At 39.0% G+C, this 24,207-nt stretch carries 23 protein-coding genes; 14 read left to right on the forward strand and 9 right to left on the reverse strand.

Annotation, left to right across the window (positions count from 1 at the left end; genetic code table 11):
• Nucleotides 1-7 precede the first annotated feature (7 nt).
• A complete protein-coding gene (locus DC53_RS13875; protein WP_033028930.1) occupies nucleotides 8-2,485 on the reverse strand; it encodes a PilZ domain-containing protein in 2,478 nt (825 codons plus the stop codon).
• A gap of 356 nt (nucleotides 2,486-2,841) precedes the next feature.
• Between DC53_RS13875 and radA the strand changes: the two genes are divergently transcribed.
• Together radA and DC53_RS13865 are read left to right on the forward strand one after the other, a co-directional pair.
• Nucleotides 2,842-4,227 (forward strand): DNA repair protein RadA, encoded by a 1,386-nt coding sequence (radA, locus tag DC53_RS13870; RefSeq protein WP_008137434.1) that lies wholly within the window; start codon nucleotides 2,842-2,844, stop codon nucleotides 4,225-4,227.
• An 87-nt stretch (nucleotides 4,228-4,314) separates the two neighbouring features.
• Nucleotides 4,315-5,247 (forward strand): aq_1923 C-terminal domain, encoded by a 933-nt coding sequence (locus DC53_RS13865; protein ID WP_007377805.1) that lies wholly within the window; start codon nucleotides 4,315-4,317, stop codon nucleotides 5,245-5,247.
• A gap of 503 nt (nucleotides 5,248-5,750) precedes the next feature.
• Here DC53_RS13865 and serA read toward each other — a convergent pair.
• The 5 genes from serA to metK all read right to left on the reverse strand — a co-directional run bounded on the left by serA (nucleotide 5,751) and on the right by metK (nucleotide 10,434).
• Complete coding sequence (gene serA / locus DC53_RS13860) at nucleotides 5,751-6,980, reverse strand: phosphoglycerate dehydrogenase (protein WP_007377804.1); 1,230 nt, start codon at nucleotides 6,978-6,980, stop codon at nucleotides 5,751-5,753.
• 9 nt (nucleotides 6,981-6,989) lie between these two features.
• A complete protein-coding gene (gene rpiA / locus DC53_RS13855; protein WP_033028931.1) occupies nucleotides 6,990-7,643 on the reverse strand; it encodes a ribose-5-phosphate isomerase RpiA in 654 nt (217 codons plus the stop codon).
• Nucleotides 7,644-7,696: 53 nt separating this feature from the next.
• On the reverse strand, nucleotides 7,697-8,293 hold the full coding sequence (locus DC53_RS13850; RefSeq protein ID WP_033028932.1) for a 5-formyltetrahydrofolate cyclo-ligase: 597 nt from the start codon (nucleotides 8,291-8,293) through the stop codon (nucleotides 7,697-7,699).
• Nucleotides 8,294-8,313: 20 nt separating this feature from the next.
• Entirely contained in the window at nucleotides 8,314-8,865 is a 552-nt protein-coding gene (locus tag DC53_RS13845; RefSeq protein WP_033028933.1) for a hypothetical protein, read from the reverse strand.
• 417 nt (nucleotides 8,866-9,282) lie between these two features.
• Nucleotides 9,283-10,434 carry a methionine adenosyltransferase gene (gene metK / locus DC53_RS13840; protein ID WP_007377800.1) on the reverse strand — a complete coding sequence of 384 codons (1,152 nt, stop codon included), beginning with the start codon at nucleotides 10,432-10,434 and terminating at the stop codon, nucleotides 9,283-9,285.
• 304 nt (nucleotides 10,435-10,738) lie between these two features.
• Between metK and tkt the strand changes: the two genes are divergently transcribed.
• From tkt to DC53_RS13800, 8 genes are all read left to right on the forward strand, one after another.
• Nucleotides 10,739-12,730, forward strand: a complete 1,992-nt coding sequence (gene tkt, locus DC53_RS13835; protein ID WP_033028934.1) for a transketolase — start codon at nucleotides 10,739-10,741, stop codon at nucleotides 12,728-12,730.
• A gap of 233 nt (nucleotides 12,731-12,963) precedes the next feature.
• Nucleotides 12,964-14,154, forward strand: a complete 1,191-nt coding sequence (locus DC53_RS13830; RefSeq protein ID WP_033028935.1) for a hypothetical protein — start codon at nucleotides 12,964-12,966, stop codon at nucleotides 14,152-14,154.
• Complete coding sequence (locus tag DC53_RS13825) at nucleotides 14,151-14,957, forward strand: hypothetical protein (RefSeq protein WP_033028936.1); 807 nt, start codon at nucleotides 14,151-14,153, stop codon at nucleotides 14,955-14,957. The genes DC53_RS13830 and DC53_RS13825 overlap by 4 nt, the downstream gene beginning before the upstream one ends.
• On the forward strand, nucleotides 14,932-15,756 hold the full coding sequence (locus tag DC53_RS13820; RefSeq protein WP_045984439.1) for a hypothetical protein: 825 nt from the start codon (nucleotides 14,932-14,934) through the stop codon (nucleotides 15,754-15,756). Before DC53_RS13825 ends, DC53_RS13820 begins: the two co-directional genes overlap by 26 nt.
• A 216-nt stretch (nucleotides 15,757-15,972) precedes the next feature.
• Nucleotides 15,973-16,287, forward strand: a complete 315-nt coding sequence (ppnP, locus tag DC53_RS13815) for a pyrimidine/purine nucleoside phosphorylase (RefSeq protein ID WP_002958974.1) — start codon at nucleotides 15,973-15,975, stop codon at nucleotides 16,285-16,287.
• Between the two features lie 188 nt (nucleotides 16,288-16,475).
• On the forward strand, nucleotides 16,476-16,832 hold the full coding sequence (gene hpf, locus DC53_RS13810) for a ribosome hibernation-promoting factor, HPF/YfiA family (protein ID WP_007376058.1): 357 nt from the start codon (nucleotides 16,476-16,478) through the stop codon (nucleotides 16,830-16,832).
• Nucleotides 16,833-17,034: 202 nt separating this feature from the next.
• Entirely contained in the window at nucleotides 17,035-18,210 is a 1,176-nt protein-coding gene (locus tag DC53_RS13805; protein WP_108912444.1) for an NRAMP family divalent metal transporter, read from the forward strand.
• 71 nt (nucleotides 18,211-18,281) lie between these two features.
• Nucleotides 18,282-18,737 (forward strand): GNAT family N-acetyltransferase, encoded by a 456-nt coding sequence (locus DC53_RS13800; protein ID WP_033028938.1) that lies wholly within the window; start codon nucleotides 18,282-18,284, stop codon nucleotides 18,735-18,737.
• Between the two features lie 110 nt (nucleotides 18,738-18,847).
• Here the strand turns inward: DC53_RS13800 and DC53_RS13795 are convergent, their stop codons facing one another.
• The gene (locus tag DC53_RS13795) at nucleotides 18,848-19,750 is read right to left on the reverse strand and encodes a LysR family transcriptional regulator (RefSeq protein ID WP_033028939.1); all 903 of its coding nucleotides are present in this window, start codon (nucleotides 19,748-19,750) and stop codon (nucleotides 18,848-18,850) included.
• Nucleotides 19,751-19,852: 102 nt separating this feature from the next.
• Between DC53_RS13795 and DC53_RS13790 the strand changes: the two genes are divergently transcribed.
• From DC53_RS13790 to DC53_RS21635, 4 genes are all read left to right on the forward strand, one after another.
• Nucleotides 19,853-20,605: a CPBP family intramembrane glutamic endopeptidase gene (locus DC53_RS13790; protein WP_081824548.1), complete on the forward strand. Its 753-nt coding sequence runs from the start codon at nucleotides 19,853-19,855 to the stop codon at nucleotides 20,603-20,605.
• A gap of 204 nt (nucleotides 20,606-20,809) precedes the next feature.
• Nucleotides 20,810-21,010: a type II toxin-antitoxin system RelE/ParE family toxin gene (locus tag DC53_RS0120435; RefSeq protein ID WP_204247264.1), complete on the forward strand. Its 201-nt coding sequence runs from the start codon at nucleotides 20,810-20,812 to the stop codon at nucleotides 21,008-21,010.
• 25 nt (nucleotides 21,011-21,035) lie between these two features.
• Nucleotides 21,036-21,350 carry a helix-turn-helix domain-containing protein gene (locus tag DC53_RS13785; RefSeq protein WP_033028940.1) on the forward strand — a complete coding sequence of 105 codons (315 nt, stop codon included), beginning with the start codon at nucleotides 21,036-21,038 and terminating at the stop codon, nucleotides 21,348-21,350.
• Between the two features lie 6 nt (nucleotides 21,351-21,356).
• Complete coding sequence (locus DC53_RS21635) at nucleotides 21,357-22,166, forward strand: hypothetical protein (RefSeq protein WP_050484127.1); 810 nt, start codon at nucleotides 21,357-21,359, stop codon at nucleotides 22,164-22,166.
• Nucleotides 22,167-22,555: 389 nt separating this feature from the next.
• Here DC53_RS21635 and DC53_RS13780 read toward each other — a convergent pair whose 3' ends face one another.
• The gene (locus DC53_RS13780) at nucleotides 22,556-22,978 is read right to left on the reverse strand and encodes a hypothetical protein (protein ID WP_033028941.1); all 423 of its coding nucleotides are present in this window, start codon (nucleotides 22,976-22,978) and stop codon (nucleotides 22,556-22,558) included.
• A 1-nt stretch (nucleotide 22,979) separates the two neighbouring features.
• Complete coding sequence (locus tag DC53_RS13775) at nucleotides 22,980-24,167, reverse strand: vWA domain-containing protein (protein WP_033028942.1); 1,188 nt, start codon at nucleotides 24,165-24,167, stop codon at nucleotides 22,980-22,982.
• Nucleotides 24,168-24,207: the final 40 nt, after the last annotated feature.

Raw genomic sequence — 24,207 nt, forward strand, 5'->3', positions numbered from 1 at the left:
AAACCGGTTAACGTAAGCGGTTTAACCAAATAAGTTTACGACGTCCCATTTGCTCAATTTGTTGTTGATTGAGGTCTAGGTGGCTAAGCGCTTCTTCAGTAATATCTACTACGTCACCTACGCCTGCTACAGACCATAATGCTTTTTCCAAATCTTTTGCTTTATGCATAGCGTATTGGCTTACATATTTTAATTCGTTAGATAAGTAATCGGTATCAGGACGTCCCGTACGTGATAAATATAAACGCATCACAAAAATTAGATCCGATTTAATACCTTGGCTAATTTGTTTCTCAAAGCCGCTGTAGTCTTCACCTAGAACACATTGGCTTGTAATAGCCTCTTTGATATCTCCTTTGCGGGGATCAAAATTAATAGCGATTGTAAATGCCAGAGGAGGATCTTGGCGGCTTCTATCTTTAATATGCGGCGAAATTACATTAATTATTTGCTCATCTGTCAATATACTAGATAAGTCTGTTTTATTACTCAGCAGCCCAAAGTTTTGTAAAATCACATGTAACGGGCTAGCGTATAAACCAAAACCAATGGCTCCCGTTTTAAAATGAGCAGCTTCTTTATGTAAGTATAATGGAAATTGACATACGCTTTTTGTAACCATGTTTCTAAGCGCGGTAGATAAGCCTTCTACTTTAGGTGCTTCTTCAGATACTTTAAGTTTGTCTTTGTTGTTTTCAATTAACTGAGTGAAAAAGGTAACGCCAGCATGAGGGAAGTCAGATACCCGACTTGCTTTTAAGTTAATGGTAGTAAACGATTTACCAATTGCCATTACTTCATATTTTAATTCACTAAGTTGGTGCTTTTTAGTTATTTTTTGCAAGTCAGGAAATGATAATAAAATAATGTCACCTTTTTTAAAGGTGATGGGTTGCTCGCACTCAAGTTGTAAGCCCATTACAGAAAAGTCACGCGTGTAGCCACTAAAGGTAATGTCACCTAAGGTTACTTTTGCTGCTGTTTTATATAGATAGCGCTTATGCGAACGTAAATTTACATATTCAAGTGCAACAATATCTAAATAAGGTGGTGTTTGATGTTTAGCATGACCAAAATGTTTAAGCTGATTAACAAGTGCTTTATCATAATTTAATTTTTTATACTGCTCTTGTTCTACAGCATTACCAATACTTGTTAAAACAACAATGTACTTTACATCTTTTACTAGCCCTTCAACGCGAGGCGAAGGCGGCTTATTAAGCTTTTCAATGTTTTCACCAGCACTATTGGGTAAAGAAAGTGGAATGTACGAATCGTCTGGGTGAGTAGGCATGATTTGAAGTTTAAAACATTGCCAACTTTCTTTTTGACTGCCAAAACTTAAAAATAAACTGCTCAACTCAGGCGTTTTTTCAAGTTCACTACGTGTTGCAGAATAATAGTAAATTTTACCTGAGGATACATGCGTAAAAGTATATAGATAATCTTCTTTAACGGCCGTTGTTTGCGTTAGCAATTGGGTTATACGCTGGTGATTGAGTACATTGTACAAGCAAGGGATTGCTCTTTCGTCAGTAAAATAGCGCTGAATAAAAATATTATTTTCTGTTGTTAAGCTCAAGCTTGGGTAATAGTGATCATCTTTTTTGCTTAAAAATACATATAAAGAAGTTACTCGCGGAATGTAATATTGCTCATAGCCTTTTGAAACGACAGCATCAAGAGTGTTATCAAGGTTGACTTTATAACGGCGTTTATTGCCATGAATAAAGCTCTTTAAAAAGCGATCAAATGCTTCATTATTTTCTACATAAGTACGCTTTAAACGAATGTGGTTGTATTCACGAGATATATTTTCCACAGCCACTACTTCGTATTGAATACCGTTTTTTAAGCCTAGCTCAAAGTCTTGCTCAAGCCCGACTAAACGCATTGCGATGAGTTGACCTTTCTTTAAAATATGGCGGGTAACGAGCTTTACTTTACAGCCACTAAGAGAAATGTCAGAGGTACTTGCCGCAATGTTTTTCTTGTCATCGTAGGCAATAGTGACTTTTATTGAGTAGTTCATCCGCTCTTCACGGCGACTCTCATAAGAGGCAAATTTAATGACATCGGTATCTAACGAGTCATTTAGTTCTGGTAATTCAGCCTTTTCTATAGCCTTTTTTTGTAACACACGATGATTATTCTCAGTATTCATTACTGCTTCGTAAACGGCTAACGTGTACTCACCATGTTGTTCTAAAGCTTTTTCAAAAACCTCAATGGCAGTATCATCCATAAAATGCTGTTTGCCATTGTGTTCATAGGGCTTTACATGTCCGGTAACTAAACCGCGTAAATCAACAAATCGGGCAACAGGCTGAGATAAGCGTGACATCTCCATTTTCATCAAAAATTGTTCAGGCTTTGTAAGCTCTGCCGTTTTTGATTTGAAAATCATGTCAAACTTGGTGTTACCTAAATATTGTTTTAGCTCATTCACGAGCTCTTCGTGTTTGAGCATTATGTCATCAGCCATTTATAAAACCATCACCGTCTAATTGAAAAAGTAGGTATACTGTTGAGTCTATTTATTAGAAAAAATAAACGTTAAACCATTCTATGTTGTTAATATAGGTACGGTTATTTGAGTAACTACAGTTTAGCTCTTGTTATTATGTGTTAAATGCCATTTTGTTGGCAAGTTACTTTAAATTATTTCAAAGCAAAAAGTATGCCCTAAATTACAGGGAATAAAAACAGAATTGTATTTAATGATTGTGATGCTAGGTTTTTCACAGGTAAAAATCGTTGCTGAGAAAAAGCGTGGAATGGCAAGATAATCATTTAATAGTAAGCATTTTAAAAATTAAAGAATAGTAGGTAAGGTTATTAATGGCAAAAGCGGCAAAAGTAGAGTTTGTTTGTACTGAATGTGGCATGAACTACCAACGTTGGCAAGGTCAATGCCGCTGCGGTGCATGGAACACATTAGCAGAATTTAAACCTTCAGCAGGGCACAGTAAAAAAGCGGCAGTGCGAGCAAGTGTAGGCGGTTATGCTGGTGGTATTGGTGGCGGCTCTAAAAAAATTAATGACATTACTACAACAGAGGCTGAAAAACAGCTAACTGAAATCGGCGAACTCGATCGTGTATTAAGCGGTGGTGTCACAACTGGGTCGGTTAATATAATCTCTGGCGACCCTGGCGCTGGTAAAACTACATTGCTGTCTGATTTAGTGGCTAGGATGTCACAGCGTATGCCATCACTTTACTGTACGGCAGAGGAGTCTTTATCACAGTTTAAAAACAGGGTTAACCGTTTAAAGTTAAACTACAACCCTGATGAACTTTATTTACTTTCAGAAACAAGCGTTGAAACAATTATTGATGAGCTTGAGAAGAATAAAATTAAGTTTGCTGTAATCGACTCTATTCAAGCTGTTGTAACCGATACCGCTAATGGTAGCCCAGGCTCGCCTTCGCAAGTAAAGAGTGCCGCACAAGCATTGACTCAATATTGTAAGCAAAATGATGTCACCATGTTCATTATTGCTCATGTAAATAAGAATAACGAAATAGCTGGCCCGCAGACTTTGGTGCATATAGTGGATGCGCTTTTACATATTGACACCAACGATGGGCAAATTCGTACTTTGCGAGCCAATAAAAATCGCTTTGGTGATATTGATACTGTGGGCATTTTTAAAATGTGCGAACGCGGTATGTTAAGTGTTGATAACCCAAGCGAAATATTTTTATCGGGTTCAACCACCGATTCACCTGGGTCTACAATTACTTGTATTCGTAAAGGAAATCGTAATTTATTACTCGAAATTCAATGTTTAACCACCGAAACTGAGGCGGAATTTCCGCAGCGTGTTTGCGTTGGTTTAAATATGAATCGTATAAAAATGCTGACCGGTATATTGCGCAAGCACACTAAAACTAAAATATTTCACGATACGTTTTTCAATATAGTAGGTGGTTTAAGAATTGATGAATCAGAAACCTGTATTGATTTGGCGTTAGTTACCGCATTACTTAGTAGTTTAAATGAATTTGTTGTACCTCGTACCACGTGTATTATGGGGGAACTTAGCTTGAACGGCGATGTACGTCCAATTGATAGTGGTGTACCGCGCGTTAAAGAAGCAGCACAACATGGTTTTACTGAAATATTTATTCCATTTCGTAATTATCATAAATCCATGGAAGGGTTGGGTGCTAAAATCACCCCAGTAAAAACAGTGCATGAGTTACTTAGTTTAATTAACTAGCCAGCAAAAACGCTTAACCGGTAATGTTCATCAGTGTTACTCTTGAGTTAAGACCATTTTATATTAAGAATTAAATAAGGAGATAACATGAAAAAATTAGTTATAGTTGCCGCTATTGTTGCAGCAGGTGTTGGTGGTGTAAGTTATGCAAATTATGTAGCAACACAAGAAGTACGTGCAGAAGTAGATAAGCAACTTGCTTTAGTAAGTGAGCAAACGGGCGCTATATTTAAATATGCTGGTTTATCAGCAAGTGTTATTTCAAAAAGCGTAGAAATAACAAATATGGAAGTAATAAGCCCTGAGGGTGACAATGTTGCTAAGATTCAAAGTATTGAAATAACGGGTTACGATCCGGATAATATTTCGCCTCATACATCGTTTGATGTAAAAAGCTTCCAGTTTGATAAAGACTTTGCCGCAAAATTACCAGCAGATACGAACGAAATGTTAGCATCGGCAAGCTATGACTTACACTCATCGCTTGATTACGACGAACAGTCGGGCAACAGTGATGTGGTTGTTAAATTAGATGCAAAAGATATTGTTAGTTTTAATATGGATATGGGCTTAGCTAATTCAAAAGCATTAATGGATGCGTCATTGGCTATTAGTAAGGCGCAACAAGAAGCCGGTAATCAACCTCTAACTTACGAGCAAGAGTTACAGCAGCAAACACTTGTTATGCAAGCAATGAGCAAACTGGAGCCGCGCAATGTTAGTTTTGCCTTAAATAATCAAGGTAAGCTAAAAGATTTATTATCAAGTGAGCTTGAAAAGCAAGGTATGACGTTAGAGCAAATGGAACTTATGCTACAGCAGCAGTTACAACAAGCTCCCGTAACGCAAGACATAGCTGAGGCTTTAACTAGCTTTGCTAAAGGTTTGAATTCATTTAGCGTATCTGCAAAATTACCTGAAGGTAAAACCATGATGGAAGTTAATCAACACATTATGATGCTAGTAGGGCAACCTGAAGAGCTCGTTAAGTTTATTAATTTAGAAGTAAAAGGTGATTAATAATCGCGTTGAGCTGTCAGTGAAGCGAAAAGGTGTTGATAGTTCAATTTAAATGATTTAAGCGTGAGTTTTACTCGCGCTTTTTTGTGCCTTTAGGTTTTTATTTTAAACGGTGTTATTTAATATATTTAGATATGTAAAGCGAGGTATAAAACCTCACCTACAACAGCACAAACACCGAACCTGTAGGTGATTTTATTTCGCGCTTATGTAACGCATGTTTTTAATATGTAAAAGCGAGGTATAAAACCTCACCTACAAATTATATATACCCAAGCGGTAGGTGCGAATTTATTTCGCGCTTGTGCAATATCGCTTTAATGTTTAAAAAGCGAGGTATAAAACCTCACCTACAAAATTATATATCCAAGCTGTAGGTGCTATTTTACATCGCGCACATGTAACTTATGAGAAATACACAGCTTATAAAAAAACACCGCGCTTAAATTAAGTGCGGTGTTTTTATAAAACTGTAGTTATTGCTCAAAGAGCCAATCCCATTATTAATGAAGAATACGTGCTCTAATTGTACCCTCAACAGCGCTTAGCTCTTTAAGTGCAACTTCAGAGTGATCAGTATCTACATCAATAACAACATAACCAATTGCTGAATCTGTTTGCAGATATTGCGCGGCAATATTAATACCGTGCTGTGCAAACGCTTGGTTAATTTGTGTTAGTACGCCAGGACGATTGTGGTGCACGTGTAATAAACGGCTACGATTAGCAAGCTCTGGTAGCGATACCTCGGGGAAGTTAACCGCAGTAATCGTTGAGCCGTTATCTGAGTATTTAGCCAGTTTACCTGCTACTTCAATGCCAATATTTTCTTGTGCTTCTTGTGTCGAGCCACCAATGTGTGGTGTTAAAATAACATTGTCGAATTGACGCAGTGGCGATACAAATTCTTCATCGTTAGATTTAGGCTCAGTAGGGAACACATCGATTGCTGCACCACTTAGCTTTTTCTCGGTAAGCGCTTCTGCAAGTGCATCAATATCAACAACAGTTCCGCGAGAAGCGTTGATCAAAATAGATCCCTGCTTCATAACAGCAAGTTCAGCTGTGCCGATTAGGTTTTTAGTTTGCGGCGTTTCTGGTACGTGTAAGCTAATAATATCAGAGCGTTGTAATAGCTGAGTTAGGTTATGAACTTGCTTGGCATTACCCAGTGATAACTTATCTTCGATATCGTAAAACTCCACGTTCATACCGATGTTTTCAGCCATAATACCCAGCTGAGTACCAATGTGACCGTAGCCAATAATACCTAATGTTTTACCACGTGCTTCAAACGAACCATTTGCTGTTTTTAACCAGCCACCACGATGAGCTGCTGCATTACGCTCTGGAATACCACGTAGTAAAAGCAGAATTTCGCCAAGTACAAGCTCAGCAACAGAACGAGTGTTAGAAAACGGTGCGTTAAATACAGCAATACCACGTTCGCGTGCGCTGTCTAGGTCAACTTGGTTTGTGCCAATACAAAAACAACCAACTGCAACGAGCTTTTCAGCGGCATCTAATACCGCTTCGCTTATATGAGTGCGAGAACGAAGGCCTACAAAGTGTACATCTTTAATGCGTTCTTTTAGTTCGTCCTCAGGTAAGGATGTTTTAACGTAATCGATGTTGCTGTAACCGTTACGCTTTAGCGTTTCAACAGCGCTTTGGTGAACACCTTCAAGCAAGAGAATTTTAATTTTGTCTTTTGCTAACGATACCTTACTCATAACCTCATCCTATTTAATTTGAGGCCCATTTTTAGTGCCGATAATCACTTTATCAGCACCACGCATCGCAAATAGGCCGTTGGTAACTACGCCAACAATTGAGTTAATTTGTGTTTCAAGTTGTTTGGCATTGGTAATTTTTAAGTTAAATACATCTAATATAACGTTACCATTATCGGTAACTACACCTTGACGGTAAACAGGGTCACCACCAAGTTTTAATAATTCTCGTGCAACGTAGCTGCGCGCCATAGGGATAACTTCTACCGGAAGCGGAAAGTCACCTAACGTTTCTACTAATTTGGTGTCATCTACAATACACACAAACTGTTTTGCAACTGCCGCTACTATTTTTTCGCGAGTAAGGGCTGCACCGCCACCTTTAATCATTTCGTTTTGAGCGTTAATTTCATCAGCGCCGTCAACGTATACATCTAAAGCATCAATGTTATTGAGCTCAAATACTTCAATACCTAATTCTTTTAAACGAACGGTAGAGGCTTCAGAGCTTGATACAGCGCCTACAATAGTGTCTTTTACTGAGCCAAGGGCATCAATAAAATGGTTAACTGTTGAGCCTGTACCGACACCTACAATAGTGTTTTCTTTTACAAACTCGAGTGCAGCCCAGGCAGCTGCTTTTTTTAATTCATCTTGTGTCATTAATGTGTGCTCATCTATATCAAAAGTATGCTGCTAGTATACAAGTTAACGTGTTACCAGCAGTAGGTTTTATCTGGAGTGATAATAGTTTTAAGTGGTACATCCCACGACTCAATGGGTAACACGTCTACTTTTTGACATTCATGTGCTAAGCCAATAAGTTGTGGTTTTTGCCAATTTTGTTCGTGTAAACGCGCCAGTGTTCTATCATAAAACCCGCCTCCCATTCCTAGGCGATTACCTTGTTTATCAAATGCAACTAACGGCATAAGGAGGTAATCAAGCGCTGCTAATGGGCATATTTGAGAGCAGTTGAGCTTAGGTTCAAAGATACCATAGCGGTTTGCCCTCATGGGTGAGTTTTTTTCATAGCGCTGAAAGAGTAAATTAGTCCCATTGAAGGGGTGGATTATTGGGAGGTAAATGCGGTGATTTAGATTCCATAACTCTTTAATTAACAGTGAGGTATCTAGTTCTCCCTCATTGCTTAAGTAGATTGCTATATGCTCTGTTTTATTCGTTTTTTTACTTTTTAAATGTTGAATAAAATTCATATATAGCGATTGCGCCGCTAAATTTTGTTGATTTTTTGACAAGTTATTACGTATTTCACGGATAGATTTTCTTATCTGTGCGCGGTTATTATTCATTTGATGATTTCACTATGCAATTATAAAGAAAATAAGCTAGGAAATGCCAAATATACAGCCAATATAATAAGTAACGTCACGGCTGTTGCTATTAAAGAATATAAAAGCACATTACTGCGTTTTTTAGGTGTGCTTACTAACTCTTCATCAAGCAATAAATCGTCGTCTTGCCAATCGTCATCCTCATCTATTTCAGGATTTTTTGATTGCTCTTCTGGTAAGCGTTGTTCAAGTTCTTCGAGTTTTTCTTCAAGGCGAATTAAGCTACTGGTGATGTAATCAAGGGCATCAAAAATACGTTCATCACGTTGACTGTTTTGAGGCTGCTCAGTTGAGGTATTAGCTGCATTTGAAACTGCCTGCAACTTACTTTTAATGCCCAAACTAGCTAATAGTTTGGCTTGTTTTAGTGCTTTGTCTTTATGGCTCGGTGCAAACAGTGGCTTTCCTTTAAAAAAAAGAGCTACTTTTTCTTCTGAGGTTTTTAGTTTATCTGCAAGGTTGATAGATGCAGCGTTACTATCTACTCCATCAGCAAGTCCAGCAAATATAACGCGAAAATTGTCGGCCATTTAAGTACCCCTAAAGCTTTTTAATAAAAAGAGTATAAACCGAACTCCTTTATAAAGGCATCCATATGTAAAATTAAATTATTTTAACTTATGAGCTACTTTCTGTGCGATCACAAAATAAAGTCTGTGGATTAGGGCTTGTTGGCCTTTCAGGATTAAAATTTGTTCAATCTAGGGGCTGTTTAATCGCGGCGTGAGGTTTGTAACCTAGTGGGCTCGGTAACGGCTCCTGCGCTGCGCTACTGGCTTACATCCATGTAAGAATAAGTAAAAACCGAGCAACAAAGAGTAAATTGCCTTAATATTTTTATTAATGTACCGTTATTTTAATTAAGTTTGAATTTATTCTGCTATTTATAATACATAAAAAAAGCGCCAATTGGCGCTTTTTTTGTATTTAGATAGTTACCTAACCAATTAAAGGCCAGCAGCTGCGCGAAGTGCTTCAGCTTTATCTGTACGTTCCCAAGGGAATTCGTCACGACCAAAGTGGCCGTAAGCCGCTGTAGGAAGGTAGATAGGGCGCTCTAAATCAAGCATTTGAATTAAGCCGTAAGGGCGCAGGTCAAAATGTTCACGAATAAGCTCGATTAAACGGCTTTCTTCTAGCTTGCTTGTACCAAACGTTTCAACGCTAATAGATGTAGGCTCTGCAACACCAATTGCGTAAGAAACTTGTAGCTCACATTTGTCAGCAAGGCCAGCAGCAACAATGTTTTTAGCAACATAACGTGCAGCGTATGCAGCACTACGGTCAACTTTTGATGGATCTTTACCAGAGAAAGCACCACCACCGTGACGAGCCATACCACCGTATGTATCTACAATGATTTTACGACCTGTTAAACCACAATCGCCCATTGGTCCGCCAATTACAAAGCGACCTGTTGGGTTAATGAAAAACTTAGTCGCGCTTGTAATAAGTTCTGCAGGAAGTACCGGCTTGATGATTGTTTCCATCACCGCTTCTACTAAATCTTTTTGCGAAATGTCTTCGCTGTGCTGAGTAGAAAGCACTACAGCATCAATACCTACTGGCTTGCCGTTTTCGTATGCAAAAGTAACTTGAGATTTTGCATCTGGACGTAACCAGTTAAGCTCGCCGCTTTTACGAACTTGCGCTTGGCGCTGTACTAAACGATGTGAGTAAGTAATTGGAGCTGGCATTAGTACTTCTGTTTCGTTACATGCGTAACCAAACATTAAGCCTTGGTCGCCAGCGCCTTGCTCTTCTGGGCTAGTACGGTCAACACCTTGGTTAATGTCTGGAGACTGTTTACCAATGGTGTTTAAAATTGCACATGAATCGGCATCAAAGCCCATGTCTGAATTTGTGTAGCCAATGTCACGAATTGTTTTACGTGTAATTTCTTCGATATCAACCCATGCGCTAGTCGTGATTTCACCACCAACCATAACCATACCGGTTTTCACGTACGTTTCACACGCTACGCGAGCATGAGAGTCTTGCTCTAGGATAGCATCAAGTACCGCATCAGAGATTTGATCGGCGATTTTATCCGGATGACCTTCAGAAACTGATTCAGAAGTAAATAAATGTTTTGCCATTGTATTTCTGCTCACAAATATTGCGCTTCACAAACGTCGGTATTAGCGCTAAAAAATTAAGGGGCGTATTTTATCGAAAACAAAACACCTTGCATAGTGTTTTTACGCCTAGACGTCTAAATAAAATTACGAATGTCGTTCTGGTCTTAAAAAATATTCATAATGCTCCCTTTTATGGGGTTTTTAATTGCACACCGCCCCCACAATAAGTAAGAATGGTCGGTATAACAGTATTCAATAAACTTGGATACATAAACGAATAATAAATACCCGTGCAAATACACATATAAAGGTAGGAGAATTCATGCCATCTCGCAAAGAACTTGCAAATGCAATTCGCGTCTTGTCAATGGACGCAGTACAAAAGGCCAAATCTGGTCACCCTGGAGCCCCTATGGGCATGGCTGATATCGCAGAAGTATTATGGCGCGATTATCTAAAACATAACCCAACAAATCCAGAGTGGGCTGACCGTGACAGATTTATTCTTTCAAACGGCCACGGTTCAATGCTTATCTATTCTCTATTGCACCTAAGTGGTTACGACTTACCATTGGACGAAATTAAAAACTTCCGTCAAATGCATTCTAAAACACCAGGTCACCCTGAATACGGCTATGCACCAGGAATCGAAACTACTACGGGTCCATTAGGTCAAGGGATCACAAATGCCGTAGGTATGGCCATTGCTGAAAAAGCGCTAGCTGCACAGTTTAACCGTGAAGGTCACGATATTGTTGATCACTTTACCTATGCATTTATGGGCGATGGCTGCCTTATGGAAGGTATTTCTCATGAAGCAGGTTCACTTGCAGGCACATTAGGTCTGGGTAAACTTGTTGCATTTTGGGATGACAACGGCATTTCAATCGATGGTGAAGTAGAAGGTTGGTTTACAGATGACACGCCAGCTCGCTTTAAAGCATACGGTTGGCATGTAATTAGTGGTGTTGATGGCCACGACAGTGATGCTGTAAGTGCTGCAATTGCAGAAGCTAAAAGTGTTACCGATAAGCCATCATTAATTTGTTGTAAAACAATTATTGGTTACGGTTCACCTAATAAATCTGGTAGCCACGATTGTCACGGTGCTCCACTAGGTGATGACGAAATTAAAGCATCTCGCGAATTTTTAGGTTGGACCGGCGATGCGTTCGAAATTCCTGATGATATTTACGCAAAGTGGGATAGCAAAGAAAAAGGTCAGCAGCTTGAATCAAGCTGGGACGAAAAATTTGCAGCATACGCAAAAGCATACCCAGAGCTTGCAGCTGAATATAAGCGTCGTATTAATAACGAACTGCCTGGCGATTGGGCTGAAAAATCTCAAGCGTACATTGAGCAATTACAAGCAAACCCTGCAAACCCAGCGTCTCGTAAAGCATCGCAAAATGCATTAAACGCATTTGGTCCGTTGTTACCAGAATTTATGGGTGGCTCAGCCGATTTAGCAGGCTCAAACTTAACAATTTGGGATGGCTCTAAAGGTTTAACACACGACGATGCAAGCGGTAACTACATTTACTACGGTGTACGTGAGTTTGGTATGTCGGCAATTATGAATGGTATTGCTCTTCATAAAGGCTTTATTCCTTACGGTGCTACGTTCTTAATGTTTGTTGAATATGCAAAAAATGCCGTACGTATGGCTGCATTAATGAAGCAACCAAGCATTTTTGTATACACGCACGATTCAATTGGTTTAGGTGAAGATGGTCCAACTCACCAACCAGTAGAGCAAATTGCAAGCATGCGTTTAACGCCTAACTTATACAACTGGCGTCCATGTGACCAAGTTGAGTCGGCAATTGCATGGCAACAAGCTATTGAGCGTAAAGACGGTCCTACATCGTTAATCTTTACTCGCCAAGGTCTTGAGCAACAAGCGCGTGACGCACAGCAATTAAGCGATGTTAAAAAGGGTGGTTACATCCTTAGCTGTGACGGCAATCCAGAGATTATTTTCATTGCGACGGGTTCTGAAGTGCAACTAGCACAAGATTCAGCAACTGAGCTACGCAGCCAAGGTAAAAAGGTACGTGTTGTATCTATGCCATGTACTGATGCCTTTGAAGATCAAAGCGCAGAGTATAAAGAAAGCGTATTACCGGCATCTGTTACACGCCGCGTAGCAGTAGAAGCGGGTATTGCTGATTACTGGTACAAGTACGTAGGCCTAAACGGCGCAGTAGTAGGTATGACTACCTTTGGTGAGTCAGCACCAGCTAATGAGTTGTTTGAGCACTTTGGTTTTACAGTGGCAAACATTGTAAGCAAAGCAAACGAGCTTTTTTAATCGATTGCTTTAAAGATTAAAAGCCCGCTCTGTTTTAAACAGAGCGGGCTTTTTTGTTTGTAGGTCGTGCTTTAGCGCGTTAAAGATAAATCAAAAATATGACGCCATAAATGACGACCTACAATGGAGCCAAAAAGGTGCAATTTAACATTAAAATACTGCGTTAAAAACTTTTGCTCTAACAAATAATTTAACGTAGTATTTTAACCCAGACTCATTTACAAGGAAGAAATATGTCTTGGTCTAAACTCAATAAAACTATCAATGCTCATTCTGTAATCCCTCTTGACGCGCTTAGCTGTCGAGATTTTGGTGTGATGCTACCCGTTAATTTTCCATTTAATAAAGTTAAATTTACTTGCCAAGCTCTCGCTATGCTATCGCAGCTCAATGACTATGATTTAAAAATGGTATGCGCCGATATTATTCAAATATGCGCGAACCCTAATGCTACAAACTCAATTAAGCATAGCCGTAACCCGCTGCGACGTTTATGGCGGACAAAATACCCATTTCGTAATTATCATTTTTTAATTGAATACTCACTTAAAAATAATTTTATCAATTTGGAAGATATACTTTTCGATAGGCAATTGCAGGGAGCTAAAGATAATTTTGCTGCAGAGCGTACGATGCTTTATGAAGTTCAAAGGCTTAGTAATCACACCTATGATAAAGCAATAAGCAAAGAAGAAATAAGAGAAATACAAGGAGCATGGAAACCTGATCCTATTCCGGTTACGCGAGTCAATACACAGCATGCAGCAGTCAATGGTATGCAAAATGAGCTTACCAAAGCTACATGGTTAATGGGCACCCACCTTGATAGAGCTTATGAGGGAGACGGCATAAAAGCTTATACGTTATTTCATAACCCCACAGATCGAGCAAAGCTCGACTTAGTGGAGTGCGTATTTGATAAACGCTTAGGTACAAAATCCCATAACGCCCAGCATTTGGCGGCCGTGCTGTCACAAAATAATCAGCAAGGGAAGCAGGTGAAATGGTTAGCACACAGTCAAGGCGCGATAATTTTTTGCGCGGCACTGGAGCATTATCGTATTCACTATGGTAAGCCTCTTACAGGCCAGCAACTTGCTGTGCATGGTTCAGGCTCAAATGTCGAACGTTTAAAACGCATTGCCCACAGCGTAGGTGTAAAAGTTGTCTCAGTGCGTAATAACCCTTATGATTTAGTGCCTAACCTAGCTGGCCGCAATGACTTATCGTCAAGCAGTCTTGTCCGTTCGATGAAATTTAAAGGCTTAGTTACAGGTGATGATGCTGCAGCAAGCCCACACACTTTACCATTTTTAGGCCTAGTCACCTATGCTGACCAACTGCAGATGCTAGGCTATACCGATAAGGCCGATGTAGTAAGAAAGTTTATTAAAACTCTACCACCTACGGATGCGCGATTATGATCAAATTAGCCAAAGCTTTTTACCGTGGTTTTGAAGGAGGCCCTAATTTTGAAAATTACATCCACCATCGTCTTATTCTAGAAGACAAGCTATTAACACTCGATGTGCCAGATAGTAACGTCGCAGCTGTACCGTCTACCATCGATATCTCATTCCCGCATAATTCAACAAGCTGGTTTAATCAACATAAGAAAAACTATTTACACCATGAATACGTACATATGCTCACTGAAAATTGGATGTATTTGCCACCAGTAAGTTATTTACCAAGCAGTGAGTATGGCATGCTTAGTTGCCAACTAAGAATTAAGCAAACCAATAAAATCAATGTTCTTGATACTATGCAATTAAAACGCTTTGTGATTGATGAGTATGATAATTATCATTGGGGGTCAGATGGTTATAACACTAAGCTTCAAAATGATACCAAGCTAGAGTCGAATAAAAGAGCAAACCCATGGCAAGGTGAGGCACTTAAAAAGGAAATTTTAGGGCGCGTTGAATCTTATGGTTATCCGCCACTGCCTGCGGCTAAAGAGGTAATTATTAATGATCGCCAATGGGTGTTTTATCAAATAAAAAAAAGTAATAAGCGTTCTCGCCAAGATTTTTATTGCTTACCATTAAGTGAGCATGCATTTTTAGAGGTTGAATTTAATCACCGTGTTGATCTTTCCCATAAGCATAAAAAATGGGCTAAGCATTCACTTGAATCACAACAGCGAATTATGGAATCAATAAAGCTCAGTGATTTACCTCCTGATCACGATAATTTAATTGCTGATAATTCTAAAAGTGTTTAATTTAGCCAAGGCGTTTTATCGTGGTTTTATTGGCGGGCCCAATTTTGAAAATTGCATCTACTATCGCTTTATTTTAGAAGGTAAGCTATTAACCCTTGATATGCCTAGCAGTAATGTTGCTGCTGTACCTTCTACAATTGATGTCTCATTTCCCTATAATTCAACAAGTTGGTTTAATCAGCACAAGGAAGATTATTTCCACCACGTATATGTACATATGCTTACTAAAAACTGGATGTACTTGCCACCAGTAAGCTATTTACCAAGTAGTGAGTATGGCATGCTTAGTTGCCAACTAAGGATTAAACAAACTAATGAAATCAATGTACTGGATACCGTGCAATTAAAGCGTTTTGTGATTGAATCATACGATAACTTCCATTGGGGGCCTGACGGCAGAAATACCGAAATTAAAAATGATACCACATTAGAATCTAGTAAAATGGCCGTCCCCTTTGAGCCTGATGAGTTAGAAGAAGAAATTTTAGGTCGTATTGAATCTTATGGAAAGCCGCCATTGCCTGCCGCTAAAGAGGCTGTGATTAATAACTGCCAATGGGTGTTTTATCAAGTAAAAAGGAATAATGCTCTCTCTCGCCATGATTTTTATTGCTTGCCACTGAGTGAACATGCTTTTTTGGAAGTAAAGTTTAATCATCGTGTTGATCGCTCTGACAAGCATAAAAAATGGGCTAAGCATGCGCTTGAATCACAACAGCGGATTATGGAATCAATAAAGCTCAGTGATTTACCTCCAGATCACGATAATTTAATAACAGATAACTCGCAGGGTTTTTAACTTTTTCAAAGCCCGCCTTTAATAAAAGAGTTACTTTTAAAAGCCAGAAATATGCACACCTACAAGTAGTTGTTCCCAAAGTTAAGGAGCGTTATTTGTAGACGTAGAGCTTGCTCACGTGAGAAGCTTAATGTTTTTCGCTCCACTTCCTTGCAAGCTCATTATGTATCAGGCAATGTGACCGCAATTAAATATAAAAATTAGCAGGAGCTAAAAATGCCAAAGTTCGATAACGTAAGTGTAGTAAAAAAAGCCAATGTATATTTTGACGGAAAAGTGTCAAGCCGTACCGTTATTTTAGGTGATGGCGAAGCGAAAACGTTAGGCTTTATGCAACCAGGTGAGTTTGTTTTTGATACAAACCAAAAAGAATGCATGGAGCTTTTAGCTGGCCAATGGGATATTTTATTACCAGGTGCAAGTGAGTGGAAAACATTTAACGCGGGTGAGTCGTTTAATGTTGATGCAAATGTAAGCTTTAAAGTAAAAGTATCTGATTTTGCTGACTACTGTTGTTCGTACACAGATTAACCAATCTTAGTTTAAGTTAAGTAGACGTCTGAAAGCCCATGTACAATGGGCTTTGCATAAACTTTGCACAACGCATGATTTAAATCACCAAAAGCCGCAAATAAACCTCAAATATCTCTCTTTTTTCCTTGTGTTAATCTAAATAGCCCCCAATACTATTTATGAGGTAACAAATAAAAGGATACCCTATGAAAATTAATCTTTCTGGTCACCATGTTGAAGTTACTGACTCTATTAGAGAGCACATCAACGAAAAATTTTCAAAAATCGAGAGCCACTTTCCATCGCTTATTGCACTCGATATTATTTTGTCTAAAGAGCATCATAAAATCCAAGCTGAAATTAGCACTAATTACGAAGGCACGCGCATATCGGTAAAAGGGGAAAACGAAGTTATGTACCCTGCCATTGCAAGTGCAGCTAAAAAACTCGATGCGGCACTAAAACATCGAAAAGGGCAGATAAAAGCAAACCTACACGAAAAGCCTGTTAGCACGACACCTGAAATCGCACACGAGATCATCCAAGAGATGGATCTTAAATAAAATTTAGTTCCAAAGTATTATAAAAAAGAGCCGTATGGCTCTTTTTTATTGCCTGTAATTTAGGTAAGTTATGCGTTCTTGCAGTTTATTAATCAAAAGAATTAATAAAAGCAGCGTACAACACACATATTTTGAGAAATTAATGCACACAACAAAAGCAGTATGGAAGTATCGACTAGGTGCGCTTGGACCTGGAATACTCATGGCAACAGCCGCTATTGGCGGTTCTCACTTAGTTGCCTCTACGCAAGCTGGAGCAATATTTGGTTGGCAACTATTTTGGCTAATCCTTGTTGTTAATGTTTTAAAGTACCCGTTTTTTCGCTTTGGTATGGAATACACACTTGCGACTAAAAATAGCCTAGTGGAGGGCTATAAGAGTCAAGGCCCGTTTTATTTTTACAGCTTTATCGGTTTAAACATTGTAGCCGCCGTCGTTAACACCGCCGGCGTACTACTACTTACCGCAAGCTTACTGCATTACGCGCTGCCTGTAGTGATAGAGGTAACACTGCTATGTTGGATATTATTAGGAGTGTGCTTAGCCATATTATTGTTAGGGCACTTTAAAGCGCTCGACAGTGTGGCCAAAGGCATAATGGGATTATTAACACTGGCTACCGTTATTGCGTTAGTTATCGCGTTTAGTAACGGCCCAATGGCGCCTGCTGACTATGTAGGGCCTTCACCATATGAACTTGCCATGCTTAGCTTTATGGTGGCTTTAATGGGCTGGATGCCAGCCCCTATCGAAATATCTGCATTAAGTTCTTTATGGCTAAAAGAAAAACAAGCGCAGCAAACAGTTTCTAAAAGCCAAGGCTTGTTCGATTTTAACGTAGGTTACTGGCTTACAGCTGGCTTAGCCTTGGTATTTTTTAGCTTAGGTGTATTAGTGCAATACGGGCAAACCAGTAGTATAGAACTTGGCGGTGTCGCGTTTGCCAAGCAGCTTATAGATATGTACGCACTCACAATAGGCGAGTGGGCAAGGCCGCTTGTATCAGCAATCGCTTTTTTATGTATGTTTGGCACTACACTTACTGTACTTGACGGCTATGCCCGCACACTTAACGAATCCCATAAATTACTTGGCTTTGGGCAATCAAAACACAGCTTAAATATTTGGTTAATACTACAAGCACTTGCCGGTATGGCGGTTATTTTATTTTTTAAATCAGCCCTTGGCCCCATGCTTACCTTTGCAATGACACTTTCATTTGTAACAACGCCTGTTTTTGCATGGCTTAACTTTAGCCTTGTGCGCTCAGAGCCTGCTATAAAGCACAGCGTGCTATTACGTAGTTTAACGTGGTTAGGGCTAGTGTATTTAGTTGGGTTTGCTGTTGCGTTTGTAGTATGGAAACTAGCAGCCTAAATAGAGCCACTTACTTTAGGGTTTTAATTAAAGCCCTAAAGCATTAAATTCTAGGATTAAACGAGGTATAAATGGATATTAGAATAGGTGAGCTTTCAAACCCACACGTTATAAAACTACTACAAGCGCATCATAACGATATGTTAAAACACTCACCTGTTGAGAGCGTACATGCACTTGATGTGAGTAAGCTCACTCAGCCCGATATAACTTTTTATAGCTTATGGATTGATAATAATTTAGCGGGTGTTGGCGCTTTAAAAGCACTAAATACAACGCATGGCGAAATTAAATCAATGCGCACATCAAGCAACTATTTACGCCAAGGCATCGCTGCTAAATTGCTCACGCATATTATTGAGCAAGCGACCTTGCGAGGTTATAAAAAGTTAAGTTTAGAAACAGGCACTGCAAAGGCATTTTTACCCGCACAAAAGCTTTACGCTCAATTTGGTTTTAAAGAATGCGAACCGTTTGGTGATTATGAGGTAGATCCGTACAGCTTGTTTATGAGTAAAGGGCTTTAGCTTAAATGTAGAGTTATATTAGTTCCACTTGGCTGGCTCACCTGAAAGCTAAGTTATTTATTTAATTGTTCTATTTAATCAACTGGTAAATTGTTCAACCTGTTTTTAGGTTACCAATAATCGCGTTTATCACAAAAGAAGTCTAAAAATGCGCGCACTTTGCTCTGAATAGGATTTGATGGGTGATAATAGGCGTACACTTGAGCGTCTTCCCACCAATGTTTTTTTAGTATTGGGACTAGGCGACCTTCATTGAGTGATTTTTGAATTTGACTTGAGTCTACTGGGGCGTTAATTAACCCTAAACCAGCTTCCGCCAGTTCGACGATACCGCTTACTGTTTTAACTTGGCAGTGCGGTGTTACATAAATAGGCTCACCATTTTCACTTTGCAACACTAAAACATTACTGGGTTGATTATACAAATAACCTACTACGTTATGATGTTCCAATGCCTTAATATCTGTCGGATCCCCTTGGCGCTGTATGTATTCAGGAGATGCAAAAACGCCATATTTCGAACGCCACAAAGGCTTGCGTTTTAACCCTGGATAGCGCTCTCCCAGATAGGAGCTAACAGCCCAAAAAACATCAAACTCGCTTTCATTAATATTAATAAGGGATTCTTTAACGTCCATTGTTATATTGAGTTCAGGATAAAGTGCTGTAAATTCTGCCATCCAAGGAACTAGGGTTTCTTTTATTATATCGTTCGCTTGGCAAATAACCCGTAGCTCTCCATTAATCATGCTATCACTATTGTGGCTCCACAATACCAACTCTTGATGTTGTTGAAGAAGCTGGGCTGCTTTGTGTTTAAAAGCACTACCAAATTCAGTAAGAATTAGTTTTCGTCTAGATCGAACAAATAAAGCTTGGTTCAGTTGAGTTTCTAAACGAGCAATTTGTTTGCTAATAGCCATAACTGTTTTGGCTTCGGCCTCTGCAACCCTAGACATGTTGCCTATTTCAGCAACCTTACAAAAGGTCGTTAAATCTCTTGGATGAAACATAGTAAACTTTTTGTTTAATTATTATCTGTTTTTAATATATTTATTTAATTAAGTCTAGCAATTAATCTTGCCTCACCAACCAAAATAAGTTCGACAGGAAAGATGATGACATTACATATAGGTGAATGGATTGTATTATTAATGATTATGGCAATGCCAATATACAGTTTCTGGGAATCTGACAAAACAAAGCGAGCGGTCATTGCTGGACATAAAACTAAATTGCGCATGTATCAAGAAACGATGGTTTATTTATGGTTCCCAACAGTTACGCTGCTTGCTTTAGTATTGATGCAAGTAGTCAGAATCAGTGATATTGGCCTTTATTGGCGCTCTAGTATGGCCAATTGGGTTGGCGCTTGTTTGGTAATGTGTTTATTCGTTTACTTGGTGTTGGGAGTCTATAAAACCAAAAGTAATTCCCAAAATAACGAAGAACTACGCAATACAATGAAAACTCATAGCTGGATGATGCCCGCATCTCGTTGCGAATTAACTTGGTTTACATTTGGCGTGTCTATGTCCGCAGGGATTTGCGAAGAGTTATTGTTTCGTGGTTTTTTACTTTCTGTTTTTAGTGATTATATTGGCTTATTTTCCAGCTTAATATTAAGTAGTTTTTTATTTGGACTTTGTCATATTTACCAAGGTTGGTTAAATGCCATTCGAACCGGTATTTATGGATTAGTTTTTAGTGGTATTTATATCCTTACAGATTCTTTGCTAATCGTTATTATTCTTCACGCCATGCTTGATATTTATAGCGGGATTATTGGCTACTTAATAAATCAAAGCTCTATTGATAATGCTAAGTTATATATTACGAAAAGCGATACAAAAGCAACTGCGCCATAATATTACACCCTCAAAGTTTATATATGAGTAAAGCTAAAGCAAAAAATACCTGCCGCTACTCGTTTAAAATCTTCAATTGAATTTATACGCTATCTGCGTACACTTCTGTGTATGAAAAGCCAATTTGTTTAATCAAGCATATTCGAAAAGTACTGAGAGCTGTACGCGAATGATGACGAGTATCGTTTATTTCAAGCAGATCTAATGGTTAATCCAAAACAGGGCGATGTGATTCAAGAAGCAGGCGGCTTACGTAAAATACGAGTTGCAAGCAAAGGAAAAGGTAAGCGTGGCGGTTCAAGAGTTATATATTATTACTTGGACGACAAAAGACGTTTTTATCTACTCACTATTTACAGTAAAAGCGAAGTAACCGATTTAACAGCAGATCATAAAAAGCAATAAAAAGAATTCTTAGAGGTGTGGCGTAATGAGCAAACGTGATTTATTTTCAGAATTAACTACAGCACTGAATGATGCTAAAGCGCATTCACAAGGAAAACTTACGTTACGTTCTCATGCAGTAAAGGATATCAACGACCTTGCTATCTCACCTGATGAAATAGTAAATATTCGAGAAACATTTAATATCTCACGCGGTGTATTTGCAAACATTCTACATACATCAGCAAGAACGCTCGAGAATTGGGAACAAGGACGAAGTACTCCTAATGGGCAAGCGATAACATTGCTAAAGCTTGTGCAGCGTCATCCTGAGACGCTAAATCATATAGCTGAGTTATAGATCTTTATGAAATACAACGCCATTGAAATTGAATCAATTCAGCTGAAAGTTATAACAGAAGCAATAGATGAAATGGTGAATCATGAGGCCATGAATTTTCCGAAACGAAATACTGATGTCATTGTAGGTTTTTCGTCAAGTACCCACAAAAAAGTATTTAACATCTTACTTGTGGATTTCTTATCCAATCTTGATAAAGGTTTATTTAATAACTCTTCGTCTTGCCTCAAGGCATTAAGAGAAGTATGTGACAGCCCATCCTTCAATGTCAGCAACTCAATTGCTTGTCTCGAAAAAAATGTTTTTATTCTTAAAGAATGGCTTGAGGAAGAAGTTAGCGTAGATACGTGGTTTCCTTCTATAGAGCTGAATATAGACTTAAAAATTCGACGTTTTGATTTTATAAAAATCTGCGGTAATACCTGCAAGCACAGTCTTGGCAGGCTTACTAAAACAGCAAACGATCTCCGCAAAATATTTCAAAATAATGGTACAAACATATCAGAAGAAGAATCATTCCTAGCGCTTGAAGACTTCTATGAAAGGTTTCATACAGACATATTAAGCTACCACGCTAGCTATCTTTGCGAAATGATAAATAATATACGCTGGGGAATACATTTGTATTTGCTTCCAGAGTTTCAGCGCAGTCATACATGGATAAATAGAGATGAAGGTAGTTATAAGTACTTGATTCCTAATAACATAAAAACCCAGTTTACGAAAAACTGTTACTGGGAGTTAATGAATGAAGTTAGGAGAAAACCTTATGTTCAACAGTTCTCCGCTGATAAACATCTTAAAATTGAGTATTAAGTGGTTTTCGGGGTACAACAATTTTGTTGTCTTCGATAGCGCAATTTATGCGAGTGTTATTTGAAACGCGGTAGGTCGGCTTGTTTCTGGTAAATTCATCATTTTTGTCGGATGGCGTGGCTTTGCCACTTATCCGACCTACGTCAAAAGGTAGGTTGGTTAAGCCGAAGGCGTCACCCAACAGAGTTTCATATAAACGCCTTGAGGGTCCGCTACTGGAGTTAAACTGTCGTTAATTCGCATCTAACTCAGCTCTTTTATCGCTCCACTGACCCCATCTAAACTAAGCGCATACATGCGGTTGTTCATTAGCTTTTTTATAAAGCCAATTGATTGGTAGTGCAGCCAATGCTCGACGAGTTGTGAGTTTAGCCAATCTAGCCTAATTGTTACTCATTTGAGTAAACAATAATTTCGTCAGAATTTGGTAATTTATAAAATCCAACATTTTTTGATTGCTTACCCATGAAATCAATAGCATATTTCATCTCTGCAATTGTTCTTACTGTAGAAAATTTATCTTTAAAACATGCTGAGAATTCGTATGTGAAAGATGTTGACTGATCATAACCTCCCAGCTCTAAAAGGTTATATTCAGTAAAGGGATCTGGTCCTAAAATTTGATGAGAGGTAATAAAAGGCACCCCAGAGTCTTGTGATTTCCAATCATTCAAGCATTTAGCTTCAACATTGCTTGCTAATAAATAAATGCTTTCATTTTTTTTAGAGTCCCTTATAAAGTTAGTAATAAAAACCATATTTATTATAAGTGATGCAAACAAAACTAATTTTAATATATTTCTATTATTCATTTTAACTCAGCTCTTTTATCGCTCTACTTATCCCATCTAAACTCAGCGCATACATGCGGTTGTTCATTAACTCTTTTATAAAGCCAATAGATTGATAGTACGGCCAGTGTTCAACGGGTTGTGGGTTGAGCCAGGCGACTTTATCGAAGTGATTTGTGACACGTTGTAACCATGCACTGCCGGGCTCTTCATTGTAGTGTTCTACCGAGCCGCCCGCATAAGCTATTTCGTAAGGGCCCATAGTGGCATCGCCAACAAATATTACTTTATAGTCGCTGGTAAATTTATTAATCAGCGTCATGGTGTCTATTACGTTTGAATGGCGGCGCGCGTTGTCTTGCCAAACGTGCTCGTATAAACAGTTATGAAAGTAGTAAAACTCTAGGTGTTTAAATTCGCTGTGAGCGGCGCTAAATAATTCTTCGCAGGTGTGAATGTAGTCATCCATTGAGCCGCCAATATCAAACAGCATCAATACTTTTACGGCATTGTGGCGTTCGGGTGCCATTTTTACATCAAGCATGCCGCCTTGTTTAGCTGTCGCGCGAATAGTCTCGTTTAAATCAAGCGTGTCGCTTGCGCCAGTGCGGGCGAACTTTCGTAACTTTTTAAGGGCGAGTTTAATAGTACGCGAGCCAATTTCGCGATCCGTGTCGAGGTTTTTGTATTCTCGTTTGTCCCACACTTTTACCGCTTGGCGGTTACGGTTGCCGTCTTGCCCTATGCGCACACCTTCTGGGTTATAGCCGTATGCACCAAAAGGTGATGTGCCGCCAGTGCCTACCCATTTATTGCCACCTGCGTGGCGTTTTTGTTGCTCTTCTAAACGCTCTTTTAGGGTTTTCATAAGCTCGTCGAGCCCGCCCATGGCTTTAAGTTGGGCTTTTTCTTCATCGCTTAGGTTTTTTTCAAACTCTTTACGTAGCCAATCTTCAGGTAAGTTGTACTGTTGCTTTAAACTCTCGAGTAAATCAAGGTCGGCAATACCACTAAAGTAGTCGCTAAAGGCTTTGTCAAATCGGTCAAAGTGCGTTTCGTCTTTTACCATTATGGTGCGCGCTAAATGGTAAAAGGCGTCTACGTCGGCAAATATAACGCCTTTTTTTAAGGCGTTAATTAAGTCGAGTAACTCGCGCAGGCTTACAGGCAAGCGGTACTCACGTAATTTGAAAAAAAACTGTACTAGCATATAAGGGCCTGTTTATCTTTCGAGGTTAAATTTGCAGCAG

The sequence above is a fragment of the Pseudoalteromonas fuliginea genome (assembly GCF_000690055.1).
GTDB classification, from domain to species: Bacteria; Pseudomonadota; Gammaproteobacteria; order Enterobacterales; family Alteromonadaceae; genus Pseudoalteromonas; species Pseudoalteromonas fuliginea.